General features: G+C 36.2%; 20 protein-coding genes and 1 other RNA gene. 17 read left to right on the forward strand and 4 right to left on the reverse strand.

From position 1 onward, the window contains the following. Positions 1 to 135: 135 nt before the first annotated feature. Together BQ5367_RS06305 and BQ5367_RS06310 are read right to left on the reverse strand one after the other, a co-directional pair. Positions 136 to 390, reverse strand: a complete 255-nt coding sequence (locus BQ5367_RS06305) for a helix-turn-helix domain-containing protein (protein WP_071441681.1) — start codon at positions 388 to 390, stop codon at positions 136 to 138. Positions 391 to 585: 195 nt separating this feature from the next. Further along, positions 586 to 1,098 (reverse strand): hypothetical protein, encoded by a 513-nt coding sequence (locus BQ5367_RS06310; protein WP_071441682.1) that lies wholly within the window; start codon positions 1,096 to 1,098, stop codon positions 586 to 588. 102 nt (positions 1,099 to 1,200) lie between these two features. On the opposite strand from BQ5367_RS06310, the gene BQ5367_RS06315 reads away from it, so the two are divergent. From BQ5367_RS06315 to uxaC, 9 genes are all read left to right on the forward strand, one after another. Next, positions 1,201 to 1,653 carry a hypothetical protein gene (locus BQ5367_RS06315; RefSeq protein WP_071441683.1) on the forward strand — a complete coding sequence of 151 codons (453 nt, stop codon included), beginning with the start codon at positions 1,201 to 1,203 and terminating at the stop codon, positions 1,651 to 1,653. After that, positions 1,650 to 2,156, forward strand: a complete 507-nt coding sequence (locus tag BQ5367_RS06320) for a DnaD domain-containing protein (RefSeq protein ID WP_071441684.1) — start codon at positions 1,650 to 1,652, stop codon at positions 2,154 to 2,156. Before BQ5367_RS06315 ends, BQ5367_RS06320 begins: the two co-directional genes overlap by 4 nt. Then, a complete protein-coding gene (nth, locus tag BQ5367_RS06325) occupies positions 2,137 to 2,787 on the forward strand; it encodes an endonuclease III (protein ID WP_456243194.1) in 651 nt (216 codons plus the stop codon). Before BQ5367_RS06320 ends, nth begins: the two co-directional genes overlap by 20 nt. A gap of 93 nt (positions 2,788 to 2,880) precedes the next feature. Continuing rightward, a complete protein-coding gene (locus BQ5367_RS06330; RefSeq protein ID WP_071441685.1) occupies positions 2,881 to 3,072 on the forward strand; it encodes a hypothetical protein in 192 nt (63 codons plus the stop codon). A 32-nt stretch (positions 3,073 to 3,104) separates the two neighbouring features. Then, positions 3,105 to 4,001 (forward strand): Ppx/GppA phosphatase family protein, encoded by an 897-nt coding sequence (locus tag BQ5367_RS06335; protein WP_071441686.1) that lies wholly within the window; start codon positions 3,105 to 3,107, stop codon positions 3,999 to 4,001. Beyond that, the gene (ppk1, locus tag BQ5367_RS06340) at positions 3,980 to 6,109 is read left to right on the forward strand and encodes a polyphosphate kinase 1 (RefSeq protein WP_235858742.1); all 2,130 of its coding nucleotides are present in this window, start codon (positions 3,980 to 3,982) and stop codon (positions 6,107 to 6,109) included. The genes BQ5367_RS06335 and ppk1 overlap by 22 nt, the downstream gene beginning before the upstream one ends. Positions 6,110 to 6,251: 142 nt before the next feature. After that, on the forward strand, positions 6,252 to 7,322 hold the full coding sequence (gene uxuA, locus BQ5367_RS06345; protein WP_071441688.1) for a mannonate dehydratase: 1,071 nt from the start codon (positions 6,252 to 6,254) through the stop codon (positions 7,320 to 7,322). Then, positions 7,322 to 8,935 carry a mannitol dehydrogenase family protein gene (locus BQ5367_RS06350; RefSeq protein ID WP_071441689.1) on the forward strand — a complete coding sequence of 538 codons (1,614 nt, stop codon included), beginning with the start codon at positions 7,322 to 7,324 and terminating at the stop codon, positions 8,933 to 8,935. Before uxuA ends, BQ5367_RS06350 begins: the two co-directional genes overlap by 1 nt. A gap of 4 nt (positions 8,936 to 8,939) precedes the next feature. Then, positions 8,940 to 10,340: a glucuronate isomerase gene (gene uxaC / locus BQ5367_RS06355; RefSeq protein WP_071441690.1), complete on the forward strand. Its 1,401-nt coding sequence runs from the start codon at positions 8,940 to 8,942 to the stop codon at positions 10,338 to 10,340. Positions 10,341 to 10,454: 114 nt separating this feature from the next. Here the strand turns inward: uxaC and BQ5367_RS06360 are convergent, their stop codons facing one another. Both BQ5367_RS06360 and recU read right to left on the reverse strand, forming a co-directional pair. Continuing rightward, on the reverse strand, positions 10,455 to 13,046 hold the full coding sequence (locus tag BQ5367_RS06360) for a transglycosylase domain-containing protein (RefSeq protein ID WP_071441691.1): 2,592 nt from the start codon (positions 13,044 to 13,046) through the stop codon (positions 10,455 to 10,457). Beyond that, positions 13,036 to 13,641: a Holliday junction resolvase RecU gene (recU, locus tag BQ5367_RS06365; protein ID WP_071441692.1), complete on the reverse strand. Its 606-nt coding sequence runs from the start codon at positions 13,639 to 13,641 to the stop codon at positions 13,036 to 13,038. Before recU ends, BQ5367_RS06360 begins: the two co-directional genes overlap by 11 nt. Positions 13,642 to 13,752: 111 nt before the next feature. On the opposite strand from recU, the gene BQ5367_RS06370 reads away from it, so the two are divergent. The 8 genes from BQ5367_RS06370 to BQ5367_RS06405 all read left to right on the forward strand — a co-directional run bounded on the left by BQ5367_RS06370 (position 13,753) and on the right by BQ5367_RS06405 (position 18,963). Further along, a complete protein-coding gene (locus BQ5367_RS06370) occupies positions 13,753 to 14,064 on the forward strand; it encodes a DivIVA domain-containing protein (RefSeq protein ID WP_071441693.1) in 312 nt (103 codons plus the stop codon). Between the two features lie 3 nt (positions 14,065 to 14,067). Then, an RNA gene (rnpB, locus tag BQ5367_RS06375) (RNase P RNA component class B) lies at positions 14,068 to 14,397 on the forward strand. A gap of 238 nt (positions 14,398 to 14,635) precedes the next feature. Beyond that, positions 14,636 to 15,550, forward strand: a complete 915-nt coding sequence (locus BQ5367_RS06380) for a helix-turn-helix domain-containing protein (RefSeq protein ID WP_071441694.1) — start codon at positions 14,636 to 14,638, stop codon at positions 15,548 to 15,550. Beyond that, on the forward strand, positions 15,534 to 16,127 hold the full coding sequence (gene pgsA, locus BQ5367_RS06385) for a CDP-diacylglycerol--glycerol-3-phosphate 3-phosphatidyltransferase (RefSeq protein WP_071441695.1): 594 nt from the start codon (positions 15,534 to 15,536) through the stop codon (positions 16,125 to 16,127). The genes BQ5367_RS06380 and pgsA overlap by 17 nt, the downstream gene beginning before the upstream one ends. Next, entirely contained in the window at positions 16,127 to 16,603 is a 477-nt protein-coding gene (locus tag BQ5367_RS06390) for a CinA family protein (RefSeq protein WP_071441696.1), read from the forward strand. The genes pgsA and BQ5367_RS06390 overlap by 1 nt, the downstream gene beginning before the upstream one ends. Positions 16,604 to 16,625: 22 nt before the next feature. Further along, entirely contained in the window at positions 16,626 to 17,627 is a 1,002-nt protein-coding gene (recA, locus tag BQ5367_RS06395; protein ID WP_071441697.1) for a recombinase RecA, read from the forward strand. A 2-nt stretch (positions 17,628 to 17,629) separates the two neighbouring features. After that, positions 17,630 to 18,049, forward strand: a complete 420-nt coding sequence (locus tag BQ5367_RS06400) for a hypothetical protein (protein ID WP_071441698.1) — start codon at positions 17,630 to 17,632, stop codon at positions 18,047 to 18,049. 32 nt (positions 18,050 to 18,081) lie between these two features. Then, the gene (locus tag BQ5367_RS06405) at positions 18,082 to 18,963 is read left to right on the forward strand and encodes a DUF1848 domain-containing protein (RefSeq protein WP_071441699.1); all 882 of its coding nucleotides are present in this window, start codon (positions 18,082 to 18,084) and stop codon (positions 18,961 to 18,963) included. Positions 18,964 to 19,323: the final 360 nt, after the last annotated feature.

Below are 19,323 nucleotides of genomic sequence, written 5' to 3' on the forward strand. Positions count from 1 at the left end.
ACTATTCGATTGTCTTTTTTCATAAATTTGTATTTCTTCAATAATAAGTTCTATAAATTTTCTTTGCTCATCTTTATTCATTTTGTATCAAAACAAAAAAACTTGCGAGCTATAGCACCCACAAGTTTAATCAATTTATTTAATTACAATCCAACTTCCTTTTCGGTTAGAACCAATTCTTTCAATTACTTTTTTATTTTGTAAAGAAATAAAAGTTCGTTCAATCGTTCTTTTTGAAACACCTATCTTCAAAGCAAGTTCATCTGCTGTATATTCTGCATTTTCAATTAAAAGAGTAATTACTTTCTTTTCTGTTTTATTTAATGAAATATTATTACCGACATTATTGCCGACATTATTACCGACAATTTTAGCAAAAAAAGAGATCAAGCTTAAAAACTCACTCTCTCATTTCTTTAATAACTTAAAAAGCCTTGCAAGAAATTATATGATGAGTGACACAGATTTATGGGTATGATAAGAAAGATATCACAATTATTGGCTTTAGGCTGATGGTGTGATTGTAATACATAAGGTCCTAACGGATTTATATCTTGTGAAAAGTAAAAAGAGGCATTGCCTCTTTTAGTTTTTTTGAGAAATTTCAAAGAATTGATTTCTTTCTAAAAAGCTTTCTAGATTTTCAAGATTTTCTTCTGAATTGACAACATATTCAAAGCTATCTACTTTCTCATAGCCATCCTCTGTCTTAGTAATTGCTACGATAGCTGGAAAGGAATCGATATTAAAGGTATTTTTAATGATTTGGTGAATATAAGAGCGATAGGATTGCTCATAATTTACCTTATAGATATTTTCAAATGTAATTCCGTTATGCTCATAGCTGATTTCTTTTAATAATACTTCATCCAGATAGACACAGTCATCTGAATCTTCATCATACAGGAAAACATAAATTGTGTCACTGTTGGTCTTTTCAAAAATACTGTCAATTTGGTTATAAGGAAAAACTTCCTCGTTTACGACACTGTTATTGTATTTATGAAGACGATAGTCTGATATAAAGTTGGATATGATCAAAAGCAATGAGAATAAAACGACAAGGATGGCTGCAATCTTGAGAATTTTTTTCAACATGTTATCACCGCTGACATTTTACCATATTTTCCTTATAAAAAAAAGCCAACGTGTTTTATAAAAAAATGAAATGTGGTAAAATATGCATTAAGGAGTGAAATTATGAATATTAAAAAAATTGCTTTAACAGCTGGATTACTCTTTCTCGTTGTTTTTTTAATATTTGTGAATATTGGTTTAAATATTAGTGGACCCGTTCGATATGAGATGAAAAAGGATGAAGCGGTGCTTGCTGTCGTTCAGGAACGCTTTCCTTTGATTCATTCGCTTTATCGTCATAGTTTTAAGTATGTGACTTATAGTGCTGTAAATGATGATACTGCTTATCTTTTTGATAATGAGGGTGGTCTTGTCATGCAGAAGGATTATGATGTTTCTATGATTGAAGATATTCAATCGCTTGTGGAAGAAAACTATGGTATTGAGAATGCAGAGGTAAATATTGGTTACGGTTATGATAATATGGTATTTGCCGTTGAAGAAGGGGATCTGATGGTTTATTATGATTATGATACCTATGAAGTCGTTTATTATCTTAGGAGAAATTTGATATGAAACAGTGGTATGAAAAAAAATATTTTAATCGGATGTATTGGATCTTTGAAGAGATGGAGAATTTGAATCTAACTCATACGCAGCTTTGTCTGATTTTGTTAGTTCAATATCTTAATGAAACACATTCCATGATTAGTTTTGATGTTTTACGAAATAAATTGAATAAAAGTGAAGAAGAAATCGATGATCTTTTAGATCAGTTACATCAGAAAGGTTATTTACAGATCGATGTTACACCAAAAGGATTTGATATCAGTATTGATGGTCTGTTTCAGATGGAAAATGAGCTTCATTTTGAATCAAATATTTTTGATTTATTTGAAAGTGAATTTAAACGTCCTTTAAGTTCTCGTGAACTTCAAAGAATCAGTGAATGGCTTCATCTGTATGATGAAACATCGATTACCTTTGCTTTGCGTGATGCAAGCATGAGAAATATTTTGAATTTTGATTATATAAATCGTATTTTGGAGAACGGAGCACATGAAGAAGATAAGCAGTGATGAGATCTTAGATCAGTTAGAGATCATGTTTCCAGAAGCTCATTGTGAGCTTATTCATGAATCAACCTTTCAGCTTTTGATTGCTGTCATTCTTTCAGCACAGACGACGGATGCCAGTGTCAATAAGGTTACACCGGCATTATTTGAAAAATATCCAACGGCAAATGAATTAGCTAGGGCTGATCTAAAAGATGTTGAAAATATCATTCGTAATATTGGTTTATATCGCAATAAGGCTAAAAATATCATTGCTTGTGCAAAGGAACTTGTGGAAAACTATGATGGAGAAGTCCCATCGAATATGAAACAGCTGACTTCACTTAGTGGGGTAGGACGAAAAACGGCAAATGTAGTGATGAGCGTTGCTTTTGATATTCCGGCGATTGCAGTGGATACTCATGTAGAAAGAATCAGCAAACGCTTAGGATTTGCTAAGCAGCAGGATAGCGTATTGCAGGTGGAAGTGAAATTAAAACGAAAACTTAATAGACAAAGATGGAATCGAGCTCATCATTTGTTTATTTTCTTTGGAAGGTATTTTTGTACTGCGAAGAATCCAAAATGCAGTGAATGTCCATTTATTGAAAGCTGTCGTGAAAAAAATAAGAATCCCGGACATCATAAGTCATGATTTTACATAAATTTAATAGTAAATTTTAGTAGGTTTTACATTGCTTCATTATACTAAAATTGTATACATAGCATATATACAGGAGGAAGTAGGATGAGCATAAAAACAGCTGTTATCGAATATTCACCAAAAGCAGAAAAAATGGCAAAAAAAATTGAAGAAAAAGCGAATGAAATGGAAGCGTTAGGTTATGAATTCATTACTTTCTCGATTACTGGAAGTGCCAAGGCGATCTTAGTTTTTAAAGATCGTTTAAAAGAAGCAGAGAAACAGCAGGGGTGTTAAACAACTGCTGCTTTTTGGTATAGGAGGTCAAAATGAAAGAAGCGGTTATTGATATTGGATCTAACTCGATGCGATTAACAGTATATGAGGTAGAAGAAAAAAATTTTAAGATTTTATTTAAAGAAAAGTTTATGGCAGGTCTTGCAGGATATGTGGAAAATGGATGCATCAGTGAAGAAGGGATCCAGCGAGCTTGTAATGGATTATTGGAATTTAAGAATACGTTAAAGCTGCTATCTTTAGATGAGTGTGTTCACGTTTTCGCAACTGCTTCATTGCGTAATATCGTCAATACAGATGATGCAGTGGCACAAATCAAAGAAAAGACGGGCTTTGATCTTGATATTATTTCAGGTGAAGAAGAAGCAGTTCTTGGGTATATGGGTGTGATGCAGGAAATTGCAGTATCTGAGGGTGTATTTGTTGATATTGGCGGAGCCAGTACAGAAATTACCGTATTCAAAGATCATGAATTGCATTTTTCTAAAAGTTTTCGTATTGGTTCGTTAAAACTTTATAAAGACTGCGTAAAGAAGATCTTGCCTGGGAAGGGTTCCCTGAAAAGAATTGAAAAAGCGATTGATGAAGCGTTGTCAGGTGATGTTGATAGTTTCACAAAACAAAAACAGTTAGTTTGTACTGGTGGAACGGCTCGAGCTGTATTGAAACTTGCGAAATTTTTAGGACTGGTATCAGAAAATGAACGGACACTTTTGATCGCACATATGAATAAGATCAAAGAGGTGCTGTTAGCTGATGAAAAGCAGGCTGCAGATGTAATTTTAAAAGTTGTTCCGGAACGTATTCATACGATCATTCCTGGCTTTTTAATTCTTTATTCTATTGCAGTTGAGTTCCAAGTTGAGAAAATCATGGTTTGTAATTATGGTGTCAGGGAGGGATATCTTTGTCAAAAGGTTCTGAAATGAAACAGACATATCTATATACCCAAAATCGAGAGCTAAGCTGGTTACGGTTTAATCAGCGGGTTTTGGAAGAAGCGATGGATGAGAGCGTACCAGCGCTGGAAAGACTGAAGTTCATCTCTATCTTTTCCACAAACCTAGATGAATTTTTTATGATTCGTGTAGGCAGTCTATTTGATATCTCATCGGCTGCTGTAGATGATATTGATAATAAGACAGGATGGACGGCGAAACAACAGCTCCATCAGATCTATCAGACGATTCCTGGATTGATAGAAAGAAAGGCAAATATTTATGCTGCTGTTTGTGAAACACTTTCGCAAAGCGGCATTCAAGATGTTTCTTATGGAGAATTAAGTGCGAGTGAAGCGAAATTTGTAAAGCGTTATTTTAATGAAAAGATATTACCGATTCTTTCACCGCAAATTGTAGATAACCGGCATCCTAAACCACATTTTCGTAATAAACAGTTATATGTGGCTTCACTTGTAAAAGGAAAAGACAATAAAAAGTCAATTGCTTTCATACCGGTTCCTTTGCTTTTATCACAAGTCATCATGTTACCGGATGAGAAACGTTTTATTCGAATTGAAAATATTCTTTTAGAGATGGCTTCGACACTTTATGGTCAATATAAAGAGATAGAATCCTGTATTCTTGCTGTTACAAGAAATGCGGATGTTAGCTTTGATCCAGAGAAGTTTGAAGATGCGGATACTGATTTTCGTACGTACATGAAGAAAATTCTGAAGAAAAGGTCGAGCCTTGCGATTGTTCGTTTGGAATTGAGTCATAAGATATCGAATACGTTTTCTAAGGAACTTTTGAAAATCATCGATGTCGAGAATCGTCAGATCTATGCGGATACAACTCCGTTGAATATGAAATATGTTTTTGAATTGGTTAAAAAATTACCAGATAAAATCAAAGAACCGCTTTGTTATTCTTCTTATATTCCAAAATGGCCCAATGACTTAGATAAGAACAGTTCTATGATCGAACAGATACGTGAATCCGATAAACTGTTGTTTTTCCCTTTTGATTCTGTGGATCCGTTTATTCGTCTTTTAAATGAGGCCGCTGACAGGGAAGATGTCGTATCAATAAAAATTACGATTTATCGTTTGGCTTCTTCTTCAAAAATTATTCGTGCCTTATGCAGAGCGGCTGAAAATGGTAAAGAGGTCATAGCTTTGATGGAACTGCGTGCCCGTTTTGATGAGGAAAATAATATTGCCTGGTCGGCAATGCTGGAAGAAGCGGGATGTAAAGTCATTTATGGTTTTGAAAATTATAAATGTCATAGCAAGATATGTCTGATCACCCTTCGTCAAAAAGGAAAATTCCGTTTTATTACCCAGATTGGTACAGGTAATTATAATGAGAAGACCAATGCCATGTATACCGATTTAAGTCTGATGAGTGCGAATGATCGTTTAGGTGCTGATGCAACTGCTTTTTTTAGAAATATGATGATTGAAAATCTTGAGGGTGAATATAGTGATCTTCTGGTTGCACCTTTAGGAATGAAACCTGCTTTGATCCGCCTTATTGATGAGCAGATTGAAAAAGGTGAAGAGGGTTATATTTGTATCAAGGTAAATTCAATTACAGAAAGAGATATGATTGAAAAGCTTGCGGAAGCGAGTCGGGCAGGGGTTGATGTGCAGCTGATCGTTCGAGGTATTTGTTGTATTCGTCCGGGCATCATCGATCATACAGATCATATCGTGGTAAATAGTATCGTTGGACGCTATTTAGAACATGCACGTATTTATTGTTTTGGTAAAGGAGAAGAAATGAAGCTATATATTTCTTCCGCTGATCTTATGACACGTAACTTACGGCATCGTGTGGAGATTGCGGCTCCTATTTATGATAACGATATAAAAGAGATGATCTTGCACATTCTTCAGACTCAGCTTGCCGATACTTCTAAAGCTTCTTTGCTGCAGCCGGATGGCACATATGTCCGCAAAAATAAAGCCGGAGAGGTCTTGGTAGATAGTCAGCAGGTGTTTATGGATCAAAGTCTGCATAAACAGGTCATCGTTAAACCCAAAAAGAAAGGTTTTGCACATTTTATCCAAAATATATTCAAATCAAGATAGAAAATATAGAAATCATCAGCATCTTGCTGATGATTTCTTTCATTCATAAAAAATTACCACTATAAAGTGTCTAAAAAGGGGCAATTGTTGATTTAATATTGATAATATTATGATAAAATTTATATGAAAGAGAGGGTTTTATATGGAAATGACATTGAGATGGTATGGTTCAAAATCTGATACCGTAACCTTAAAACAAATTCGACAGATACCTGGAGTGACAGGTGTCATTACAACTTTATATGATAAACAGCCGGGAGAGGTATGGAGCCGTGAAGAAATTGCCGCTATGAAAAAAGAGGTAGAAGCGAGCGGTCTTCGTGTAGCCGGAATTGAAAGTGTCAATGTGCATGATGCAATCAAGACAGGAGCAGCTGAGCGTGATCAGTATATTGCTAATTATATTGAGACATTAAAGAATCTTGGAGAAGAGGATATTCATTTAGTATGTTATAATTTTATGCCTGTATTTGACTGGACAAGAACAGAATTGGCACGTGTGAGGGAAGATGGTTCTACCGTTTTGGCTTATTCACAAGATGCAGTAGATCATTTGGATCCTGAAAAAATGTTTGAATCAATTGCTTCTGATACTAATGGAACAGTTATGCCAGGATGGGAACCTGAAAGAATGGCACGTGTTAAAGAACTTTTTGCGATGTATAAGGATATTGATGATGAAAAGCTATTTGAAAATTTAAAGTATTTTCTAGAAAAGATCATGCCAGTATGTGATCAGTATGACATCAATATGGCGATTCATCCTGATGATCCAGCCTGGTCTGTTTTCGGATTGCCAAGAATCATTATCAATAAGGAAAATATATTAAGAATGATGAAAATGGTGGATAACCCACATAATGGGGTTACGTTTTGCAGTGGATCTTATGGTACGAATCCTAAAAATGATCTTCCGGATATGATTCGTTCTTTGAAGGGAAGAATTCATTTTGCACATGTAAGAAATTTGAAATTTAATTCTGATCGTGATTTTGAGGAAGCAGCTCATCTTTCAAGTGATGGCAGCTTTGATATGTATGAAATCATGAAAGCTTTATATGATATTGGTTTTGATGGTCCCATTCGTCCGGATCATGGACGTATGATCTGGGATGAGGTAGCGATGCCAGGATATGGTTTGTATGACCGTGCATTAGGCGCTACCTATCTGAATGGTCTTTGGGAGGCTATTGATAAAGGAGCTAAAAGATAATGGAATTAAACAGTCAAGGATTAAAAAAAAGGGAGCAGTGGCTAGATAAAGGATATCAGCTTGGAGAGTATGATCGTGAAGAAGTTACGGCACTGACAAGAAAAAATCCCTTGTGGATTCATTTTGGAGCAGGAAATATTTTCCGTGCTTTTCAGGCGAATGTTGTAGAGAAACTTTTAAATGAGAAAGTTTTAGATAGAGGATTGATCGTTGCAGAAGGATTTGATTATGAGATCGTTGAAAAGATGAATCGTCCTCATGATGATTATTCGATTTTAGTGACGTTAAAGGCTGATGGAACGGTTGAGAAAAAAGTAATTGGAAGTGTTGTAGAAAGCTGTATTCTAGATTCCGCAAATGAAGAAGAATTTACACGTCTTAAAGAAATCTTTGCGAATCCTTCTTTACAGATGGCCTCTTTTACGATTACTGAAAAGGGATATTCGTTAGTGGATGGCAGTGGAAATCTGCTTGCTAGCGTAGAAGAAGATTTTAAGGGTGGTCCTGAACAGCCATCTTCATATATTGGTAAGGTGGCATCTTTGCTTTATATGCGTTATCGTAATACGGATAAAGGAATTGCGATGGTGAGCATGGATAACTGTTCTCATAATGGCGATAAGCTATATGAAGCAATCAGTGCTTTTGTGAAAGAATGGGTGGCAAATGGTTTAGTTGAAGCAGGATTTGAAAACTATATCAATGATAAGACACGTGTTTCTTTTCCATGGACCATGATCGATAAGATTACTCCTAGACCGGATGCGTCAGTAGAAAAGATATTAAATGAGGATGGTATTGATGGCCTTGATCCCATCATTACTTCAAAAAATACCTATGTAGCACCATTTGTGAATGCTGAAGAGTGTGAATATTTGGTTGTGGAAGATGTTTTTCCAAACGGACGTCCTGAATTGGAAAAGGGCGGTATCATGTTTACGGATCGTGAAACGGTTGATAAGGTTGAAAAGATGAAAGTTTGTACCTGTCTGAATCCGCTTCATACTTCTTTAGCGGTGTTTGGCTGTCTTTTGGGTTATAAGAAGATTTGTGATGAAATGAAAGATGAGCAGTTAAGAAAGCTCATTGAAAAGATTGGTTATGAAGAGGGATTGCCGGTTGTCGTTGATCCTAAAGTAATTGACCCAAAGGAATTTATTGATACAGTAATTAATGTACGTCTTGTGAATCCTTTTATGCCGGATACACCACAGCGTATTGCTACAGATACATCTCAAAAGCTAGCCATTCGTTTTGGAGAAACGATCAAAAAATATGAAGCTTCAGATAGTTTGAATGTTTCTGATCTTAAGCTGATTCCCCTTGTTTTTGCTGGCTGGATTCGCTATTTGATGGGAATTGATGATCAGGGAGAAACTTTTGATTTATCACCGGATCCACTTTTAGATACACTGACACCTCTTGCTTCTAAACTATCTTTAGAAGAAGATGTGGATATAGAAAAGATCGTAGAAGAACTTTTACGTAATGAATCTATTTTTGGTGTTGATTTAGAAACAGTGGGACTTGCGGAAAAGGTCATTGGTTATCTAAAGGAATTGTGTGCCGGTAAGGGTGCTGTAAGAGCAACATTAAGAAAGTATACGGAGTAAGATCATGCGAAAATTTATGGATGATGATTTTTTGCTTCATAGCGATGTAGCTAAAAGACTGTATCATGATATTGCCGCTAAAATGCCAATTATTGATTATCATTGTCATATCGATCCTAAAGAAATCTATGAAGATGTTCAGTTTGACAATATTACACAGGTTTGGTTAGGTGGAGATCATTATAAATGGCGTCAGATGCGTTCAAATGGTATTGATGAGAGATATATTACTGGTGATGCCAGTGATCGTGAGAAGTTTCAAAAATGGGCTGAAACGTTAGAAAAAGCGATCGGGAATCCACTTTATCACTGGTCACATTTAGAATTAAAACGCTATTTTGGTTATGAAGGACATCTTTGTGGTGAAACGGCTCAGGAAGTATGGGATCTTTGCAATCAGCGATTACAAGAAAAGGATCTGTCCGTACGTGGGATCATTCGACAATCAAATGTAGAAGTTATCTGTACGACAGATGATCCAATCGATGATTTAAGATGGCATCACATGCTTGCGGAAGATGATTCTTTTGATGTAAAAGTCTTACCAGCATGGCGTCCGGATAAAGCGATGAACATTGATAAAAATGATTATGTCGATTATCTGAGAAAATTAGAAGCAGTGAGCCAGATAAAATTAGATAGTTTTAAATCACTGATGCAGGCTTTAAGATTACGTATGGATCACTTTGAAAAACATGGCTGTAAAGTAAGTGACCATGGATTAGATTATGTATGTTTTGTTGAAGCAAGTGAAGAAGAAATAGAATCTATCTTCCAAAAACGTTTAATGGGAGAAGAACTTTCTTTAAATGAAATAAGTGCCTATAAAACAGCTTTTATGTGTGCTCTTGCGAAAGAATATCATAGACGTGGATGGGTGATGCAGCTTCATTATGGGGCAGCTCGTAATCTGAATCAGAAAATGTTTGAAAAATTAGGTCCAGATACAGGATATGATGCAATTTCTACTTATGCACCTTCTTCACAGCTAGCAAGTTATCTGAATGCCCTTGCTTATGATAACTGCCTTCCTAAAACGATTCTTTATTCTTTAAATCCAAATGATAATGCCATGATTGGATCACTGATTGGCTGTTTTCAGGATGGAAGTGCAGCCGGTAAGATCCAGCAGGGAAGTGCCTGGTGGTTTAATGATCATAAAACAGGTATGACTGAGCAAATGACCTCGTTGGCAAATCTGGGACTTCTTGGTAATTTTATTGGGATGCTGACTGATTCAAGAAGCTTTTTATCCTATACAAGACATGAGTATTTCCGTAGGATCTTATGTGATCTTGTAGGAACATGGGTTGAAAACGGTGAATATCCAGATGATGAAAAAGCACTTGAAAAGATCATAAAAGGCATTTGTTATGAGAACTGTAAGCATTACTTTAATTTTTAATTGTATAAACCTTTAGGTAAACATACTTGAACAAATCGAGACTTCTGAATGAGTCTCGATTTTTCTTAGCATAAATAAAATACAGGAATCATGATGTGATTCCTGTATTTTTTTTTAATCATCTGTTTCGTCTGTTGGATCTGTTGGCTGTTCAGGTGTTTCTGGTGTCTGTGAAGAACCTAATTTTCTTGTTTCACTAGCTGATAATGTCACACAGACCTGATTTGATTTAGAACTATCGTTTTGATATCCGTAATAGCCGCAGACTCTTGCTTCAACTCCTGGTGTTATGTCAAAGGTATCGCTGCCAGTATCAGTGTCAAAGCTAGTGACACCAAGGCTTGTACCATTCTGGAAAACTTCTACCTTATAAACAATTGGACCAAAAACAGCTTTTTTATCGAAAACTTTTGTTCCCGTATAATCCGGGAAGCCGTCAACACCATGATACAAACCATCAAATTCGTTGAGAGCCTCACTATCAGGATATGGAGTGAAAGTAAAGTCAACAGTTTTCGCATTTTCATTGACTACCGCTGTAAATGAGTTTAAATTTGAAATCTCATCTGGAGTCAGTGTTTTAAGTGTTGCGAATTCACTTATGACTTTTCCTGTGGATATCATTGAAGCCGGTGTTCCATCCGGAACTGCAAAATGTCCGTTGTCAAAGGCACCTTTAATATGTGTTATAGTAACAATACCACTTGGCTGAACAAAGTCATCCGGGTAATTATTGGCATGAATGGTATCAAAAATAAGCTTATTGATCTTTGTTGGTATATTTTGATTCATCATGGCATCAGTCAAATAACCATAAGGAACGTTATTTTCATCATTGTCAAAGCCCATCCACGTCGCTATGGAATACTTGCTTGTATAAGAAACTGTCCATTTATCTTTAGCTGCTCTTGTTGGAATACCATAGGCAGCTCCAGCATCTGCCCAGTCACTTGTACCGGTCTTTGTAGCTACCTGATAGCTGCTTCTCATTGCACCCTGGAAGGAACTTGGGTAATTGCTTACAGCCTGTACTAATAGTTCAGTCATCAGATAAGAAGCTTGTGGTGAGAATACCTGACGGGAAACCACTTCGTGTACATAGTCTTCTTGTTCACCATCTAAAAATTCAATACGTGTAATGGCATATGGTTCAACATAAACACCACCATTTCCTAAAGCAGCATAAGCAGCAGCCATTTGAAGCGGTGTTGCAGCCATTTCACTACCACCAATGGCCATACCTAAATCAAGATTGACTTCACCGTCTAATACATCTTGGAAAGTATCTAAGCCTAAGCTAACCATCGTTTCTGCAACTTTTTTCTGACCAACTACATTTATAACATCTCGTAATGCAGTAATCGCTGAGATATTCCATGAACGAGCAAGTGCTTCTAAGATCGTAACATCACCATGGAAAGCACCACCTGCATTTTGAGGAATATAATCTCCAAAATCTTGAGGAACATCGGCAATGATCTGATCTGTTGACCATCCAAGGTATTCAAAGGCCAATGTGTAATCTAGCAACGGTTTGATACTTGATCCTGTCTGTCGTTCTACAGAGTAACCAAAATTTTTACGAATATCACCTGAATAATTTAATCCACCGGCAATTGCCGCAATTGATCCGTCGCTAATATCGATCAAGGCGCTACCAGACTGTAATCCTAAAGGGGCATCTTCAAAGTAACCATATTCACCGTTCATGATGGCTTCATAAAGCTGTTGTGTTTCAAGATCAAAAGTCGTATAAATGACCATATTTCCTTGATAGATATCGATACCTAATTCCTCATCACAGTAATCACGAACATAGTCGATCACGCTTTGCAATGGATCACCTTCAAAATTAGTCGTACCATTCAGCTGGAAAGCTAATTCAGTATTGATTGCCAGATCATATTCTTCCTGACTGATATAACCGTGCTGAAGCATGAGCCCTAAAGCTGTATCACGTCTTTCTACTGCATTTTCATAATTTAAATAAGGATTATAGGCATTTGGGGCATTGATGACACCTGCTAAGAAAGCAGCTTCAGATAGGGTGACTTCACTAATGTCTTTTCCAAAATAATATTCTGCACCTTTCTGAACACCTCGAGCAACACCGCCAAAATTAATATAATTCAAATAGCGCATCAGAATTTCTTCTTTGCTTAAAGAGCTTTCAGCTTCCAATGCAAGAAAGATTTCTTGTACTTTCGCAAAAAGTTTTTCAATGGCATTTTGCGATTCATCTGTTGTGCCATGAGTCACATCGATCATCTGCATCGTTAAGGTAGACCCGCCTTGTCCAAAACTTAAAGTTTTTATATTTTCAAGCAATGCTTTTAAGAAACGTGGTAAATCAAAACCATTATGCTTAAAGAAACGGGAATCTTCAACTGCCAGAAAAGCATCGATAACTACTTGAGGTACCTGATCATAGGTAGTATTTTCTCTGATACCGTCACCGCTGGAAAGCTGAATAGCAGGAACATCTTCACCATTCTCATCTTTCATCATGATCGTTGTCGGTTCATCACCATGTAATAGTGATTCATCGAACTTATCTTTTTGTGCCAGGATCTGATTGAGCGTCAGATAACCAAATAAACTAGCGATTACCACACAAGCTAATGCGAAAACTCCGATCGTATCGATAATTTTTCTTTTTCTGGATTTGCTTTGTGTATTTTGATCCTTTACTTTTTTATTTGCCATTGTTGCAACCTCCTTGGAAATACATTTCATCTACTGCATCTAAATATTTAAGACGAGGAATATAACTTTCCTGAATCAGTTTGCCTACTTCTTTTATTTTTTTATAAGAGAGCGATTTCTGATTCTTATCTTCATAGGCATCAATCATAATTTGTCCATCGATCAGATAAGTTTCATTATAGCTTGTAAAACGCAGGATGACAAATGAGATTCCGCCATGATGAATGACTCGTTTCATGTGCTGAATCTGATGAGGATGAATCAGCTGAAAAGGGAAGCCTCCCTTATTTTTGGTTTGTTTTGCCTCAAAGTCAATGGCCTTGCCACGATAGACACCATTATAGTCGGTCGTAGAAGGAACTTTGTAATAGGCTTCGCTGATTCGGGCATGAGCACGATTGGGATAATCCACCCTGACTACTTGAATCGGTGTAGGTTTCTTATGAATACATGCTCGATCTGTTTCCAGATAATATTCATTTGTTTCATTGATATCATTCTCCAGACTCATTCCACGGCCACTGTGAGAAAGCGTTTTAGCGGATGTGTTAGAGACTGATATGGATGGGTTTTGTTTTGTCGGATAACCAATCATTTCATCACCTATCTACCATTATACAAAATTTTTATATTTAAATCTAGTTATGTTTCAAATTGGCTTGCTTTTTATAAGAAAATTTGAGAAACTAATAAAGGTGGTGATGATATGCAGACATTTGAATTAACTGTCCAGGAAATTCTGGATAAGCAGTTTAACATTGATTTTAAAGGGTATAACGCACAGGAAGTTGATGAATTTCTTGATCTTGTTATCCATGATTATCAGCAGTACGATGAAAAGTTAAAAGAGTGTACAGATACACTGTTGAAATATGAAAACACGATCGAGAGTCTGAAAAATCAAATCAGCGATCTGCAGTCTCGTTTAAATCTTCAAAGTGAGGTATCAACGAATACATCAAATTTAGATGTACTAAGAAGACTGTCTCGTCTTGAAGCAGAAGTGTTTAAAAAATAACTGACATTAGGGCAATCGCTGGCGTAAGCTAGAGGAAAGTCCATGCTCGCACATTCTGAGATGAATGTAGTGTTTATGCTGAACGAAGTCATAAGTTCAGGTAGAGAAATCTAACGGCCGGTCAACGCCTAAGGGAAACTATGGTTGAGACCGTGAAGGTGCCACAGAGACGAGCTGTGTGGAAACATACAGGTGGAACGGGTAAACCCCATAAGCGAGAAACCCAAATTTGGTAGGGGAATCGCTGCGAGTGAAATGAAATAAGCAGCGGACACATAAGTGTAGATAAATGGTTGCCACTTCCTTTGGAAGGACAGAACATGGCTTATATAATGTCGGTATTTAGCCTCGCACAAGCGAGGTTTTTTTTGTGTAAAATGAAAAAATATAAATAAAAAACAAAAAAAGAATATCATTTTAATAAAAAATATGATATAATCTACTGCGTATTAAAACAATTTTATACTAATAATCAAAAGAATTTGAAGTTCCTATTCAAATCTGTCTTGTTCGTTGAAATGTCTAGGGTGACATGTTATAATATTGTGGAATAAAAAGGTGATTGTAGACTATGAAAGAAATCGGAGAATTTTTAAAACAAAAAAGACTTGAAAAAGGAATCACGATTGATCAGATAGCAGAAAAGACAAGAATGCCTGCTGTGAGGATCAAAGCGATTGAAGAAGGAAATCTGGATGCTTTTAAGGACGATCTTTCCTATCTCCAGTTTTTTATTCAATCTTATTGCAATGCGATAGGAATTGATTATCATGAAGTGAAATCACAGCTTAGTGACAGTATCAATAGTTATACGATGTCATTTCAGGCAGATCAGCTTCGTGCACAGAGCGAATCAGAAAAAAATATTCGTGAGAAATCAACGCAAAGGGTCAATGAATATAAAAAACGAAATCCTGCAAAGAAGGTAGAACGCAAGATTGATTTTTCTTTGATCAGTTTTGTTGCTGTTATTGCTTTGGTTATTATTTGTCTGGCTACAGTAGGCGGTTATTATTTAACACGACAGTTTGCTCCAGGAAATGATGAGCCAATTGCTGATGTGACTCCACCTGAAGATGATACAACAGATGACAAGCCACAAGTAGATCAGCCTGAGGAACCGGTAGAAGTGAAAGAAATTGAAGCAGTTGCGGCTGAACAAGTGGGTGATTATGTCATTGAGAATGCGGAAGACAAATTCATCTTAAGAATAGAATTTGCTTCTAATTCCTGGTTTCGTGCTATTTTGGATGGCACAGAACTGAGCACTCCGGAAGCAAGAGTGTATGATGCTGGTACAACGCTTGAAATTGAGCTTGATCCAGCCAGCAATACTGATTTAAATCTGCGTTTTGGTTATTTTGCCGGTACGAAGATGTTTGTTGATGATCAAGAAGTAGTGATCGATGAATCGATTGCTAATTCAACAGGAGTTCAAGAAATAAACTTTACGATTGGAGGAAATACGAGTGAACCTGCCGAATAAACTTTCCTGTTTCAGAATGGCATTAGTGCCTTTGATCGTTCTTGTGTGGATCTTTCCGTATGCCCAGCTGAATATTGCGATGCCTGAATTTACTTTTGGAATCGTAAGTCTTTCGTTAAAAAATATTTTGGTGCTAGTCCTGTTTTGTGTAGCTTCATTTACAGATTATTTAGATGGCCAAATTGCTCGAAAAAATCATCTGGTGACTTCTTTTGGAAAATTCATTGATCCTATTGCTGATAAGCTGCTTGTAAATACGATGCTGATCATGTTTGTATGTTATGGTATGGTACCTATCGTACCGGTCATTGTAATGATCTGGCGTGATACGATCGTAGATGGAATGCGTATGAGCACAGCGAGCAAGGGGATCGTCGTTGCGGCGGGAATGCTTGGAAAGATCAAGACAGTCAGTCAGATGATCACGATTATTTTAGTGCTTTTAAATAATTTGCCATTTGAATTATGGCGTTTTCCGATGGCTGAATTTATGCTTTGGTTTTCGATGCTTGTTTCAGTCGCCAGCGGATTTAGTTATTTTATGCAGATGAAAAAATATATTATGGAAACAATGTAATGGAAAAATTTGTTGAACTGTTAAAAGAAAAAAAAATTACGATTGCTACCTGTGAGTCCTGTACAGGCGGGTTATTAGCAGCTATGTTATGTGATTTTAGTGGCATTAGTGCTGTTTATAAAGGAAGCATTGTTACCTACAGCAATGAAATCAAAGAAAGAATTGTTGGTGTCGATCCAAAACTGATTGCTGATAAAGGTGTGGTCAGTGAAGAGGTAGCTCGTGAAATGGCTATACATACGCAAAAGCTAATGAATGTGGATCTATGCATCTCTTATACAGGAAATGCGGGGCCTGATGTTTGTGACAATAAGCCGGTTGGCTGTGTCTATTGTGGAGTAGCTTTTAAAGATGAGGTTTTCTGCTTTGAATATATGCTTAAAGGAAGCCGAAATGAGATTCGTCATCGTGTAATTGAAGAAAGTATAAAAAAAATTAAAGAAATTTTGGGAAATATGACAAAAGAGTGCATATAAAAGAGTAGGAGGTTTCATAAGTATGGATAAAGATAAGGAAAAAGATAAATCCGAAGCGTTATTGAAAGATACGATCGCCCAAATTGAAAAACAATACGGTAAAGGATCGATCATGAAACTGGGAGATCGTGCAAGCGTAGATGTGGATGCAATCAGTTCCGGTTCATTAAAAATTGATCAGGCTTTAGGAATCGGTGGTTTTCCAAAAGGAAGAATCATAGAAATATATGGTCCGGAATCAAGCGGAAAAACAACCCTTGCTCTTCATGCGATTGCTGAGGTTCAGAAAAAAGGCGGAAGAGCCGCTTTTATTGATGCGGAAAATGCCATTGATCCTGTATATGCACAAAATCTAGGTGTTCAGATCGATGATTTGATTTTGTCTCAGCCAGATTCAGGGGAACAGGCCTTGGAGATCACAGAGCTTTTGATCAAATCAGGAGCGATTGATTTAGTCGTTATTGACTCTGTAGCGGCTTTGGTGCCCCAGGCAGAATTAGATGGTGAAATGAGTGATGCTCATGTAGGATTACAAGCACGTTTGATGTCTAAGGCAATGAGAAAATTAGCCGGTGTTATGAATCGCAGTGAATGTACAGCCATTTTTATCAACCAGTTACGTGAAAAGGTAGGCATCATGTTTGGAAATCCAGAAACGACACCAGGTGGAAGAGCTTTGAAGTTTTATGCGTCTGTTCGTTTGGATATTCGAAAATCTGAAGCTATTAAAAATGGTACTGAAATCGTTGGAAATAAGGTAAATGTAAAGGTAGTCAAAAATAAAGTGGCTCCGCCATTTAAAACAGCGGTAGTAGAAATCATGTATGGTCAGGGAATCAGTTATGTTGCGGAACTTCTGGATTTGGCAGTTGACTACGATATCATTCAGAAAAGTGGTTCCTGGTTCTCATATAAAGGCGAAAAGATTGCTCAGGGAAGAGATGCTGCTAAGAATTATTTGAAGAACAATCCAGAAATCTTTAATGAAGTGGATGCTCTTGTGAAAGAAAAACTGACGGCATAGTTATGAAATTCTTTAAAAAAAAGCCAAAGCCGGATGTCATGGGGTTTATCTGTTGTGAAACTTCTTTGAACAGGGCTCATTACATGGCGGAACATTTTCATGATGATAAACTTTATTATCCTTCCTATCTTTTTTCAACAGCGATCATTTTTTATAATTTAGAAAAAAAATATTCAGAAGAGCTGATTGATAAAATAGAGAATCACTGCGATCGTTTTTTTATAAAGAAAAATAAAACTTATTCACAGGATCAGATTTTGTCTGATCGAAGTATGGTTAAACGTTCATTGATGAAACAAAGTCAGATAGCCGACTTTTTAGAAATGAGCGGATTTGTGGATGAAACTGGTGAAATAGCTGATATTTTAGATGACTGGATGGCAGCTGATTTATTATTGAATGAAGATATAAAGTCTATGTAAATAGGCTTTTTTCTTAATCTAAAGGAGAAAATATGATACTGAATGTCAGTGGACGATGTGATATTGTAGCTTTTTATACAGACTGGTTTATGAAACGATATGAAGAAGGATTTGTTGATGTACGCAATCCATTTTATCCTACTTTTGTTAGTCGTATTTATTTTGAAAATGTAGATGCGATCATGTTTTGTACAAAAAATCCACTTCCTATCCTGCCTCATCTTTCTAAAATACATCAGCCGATTCTTTTTCATATAACCTTAACTCCTTATAAAAAAGATATTGAACCGAATGTAATCGATAAAAGATTAATCATCAAAGGAATCAAAGAGCTTTCTAAAAGTATCCCTAAAGAAAATATCTATGTGCGGTATGATCCAATTTTTATCAGTGATGTTTATACGATTGATTATCATATTCGTGCTTTTGAGAGAATGTGTACGTTACTTGATGGCTATGTGGAACATATCATTATATCTTTTCTTGATGAGTATAAAAATGTACAAAAAAATCGGCATATATTAAAAGATCATCCTTTAGGTGAAGATGAATATCAAAGAATTGGTCTTTCATTTGCACAGAGTGCCAAAGCACATGGTATGAGCGTACAAACCTGTGCTGAGGAGCATCATTTATGTGAATATGGTTTTATCCGTTCTGACTGTATATCTAAAGAATTGGCTTTTCAGTTAACACATAAAAAATATAAACGATGGAATGCAAGAGGAAAGAAGTGTAATTGTGTAGAAATGGCTGATATAGGAACGTATAACTGCTGTTCTCATCTATGTCGCTATTGTTATGCGAATTATGATGAATCAGTGGTCATCAAGAATATGAAGCAGCACGATGATGCGTCGACAATGCTGGTAGGTTATTTGAGAGATGATGATAGGGTCAAGGTAAGAAAATGAAACAGAAATTAAGGAAAAAATATAAACAAATTCGTAAGGGTATTCCTGATAAAGCAATGAAATCTTTACAGATAGCCAATAAACTTAAAAATCATTTCAATTATCAGCAATCAAATCATATAGCTTTTTATTCCTGGTATATTATAAATGACTCATTTAATAGTCATTTACAGTATACTTTTCCTTTCTATCAACCCTTTAAACCGTGGTTGATTACGGTTTTGTTAATCTGTAAAATTGAATAATGTGAATGTGGATTTGTATTATTCCTTGTGGCTTGACTACTTTAAGGAGGTTCTTACCACACCTTATTCCTAAATAATGATGAGTTAGATGAGTCTTTGAATTCGTATTTTGAAC

This window comes from Traorella massiliensis (assembly GCF_900104665.1).
GTDB lineage: Bacteria > Bacillota_I > Bacilli_A > Erysipelotrichales > Erysipelotrichaceae > Traorella > Traorella massiliensis.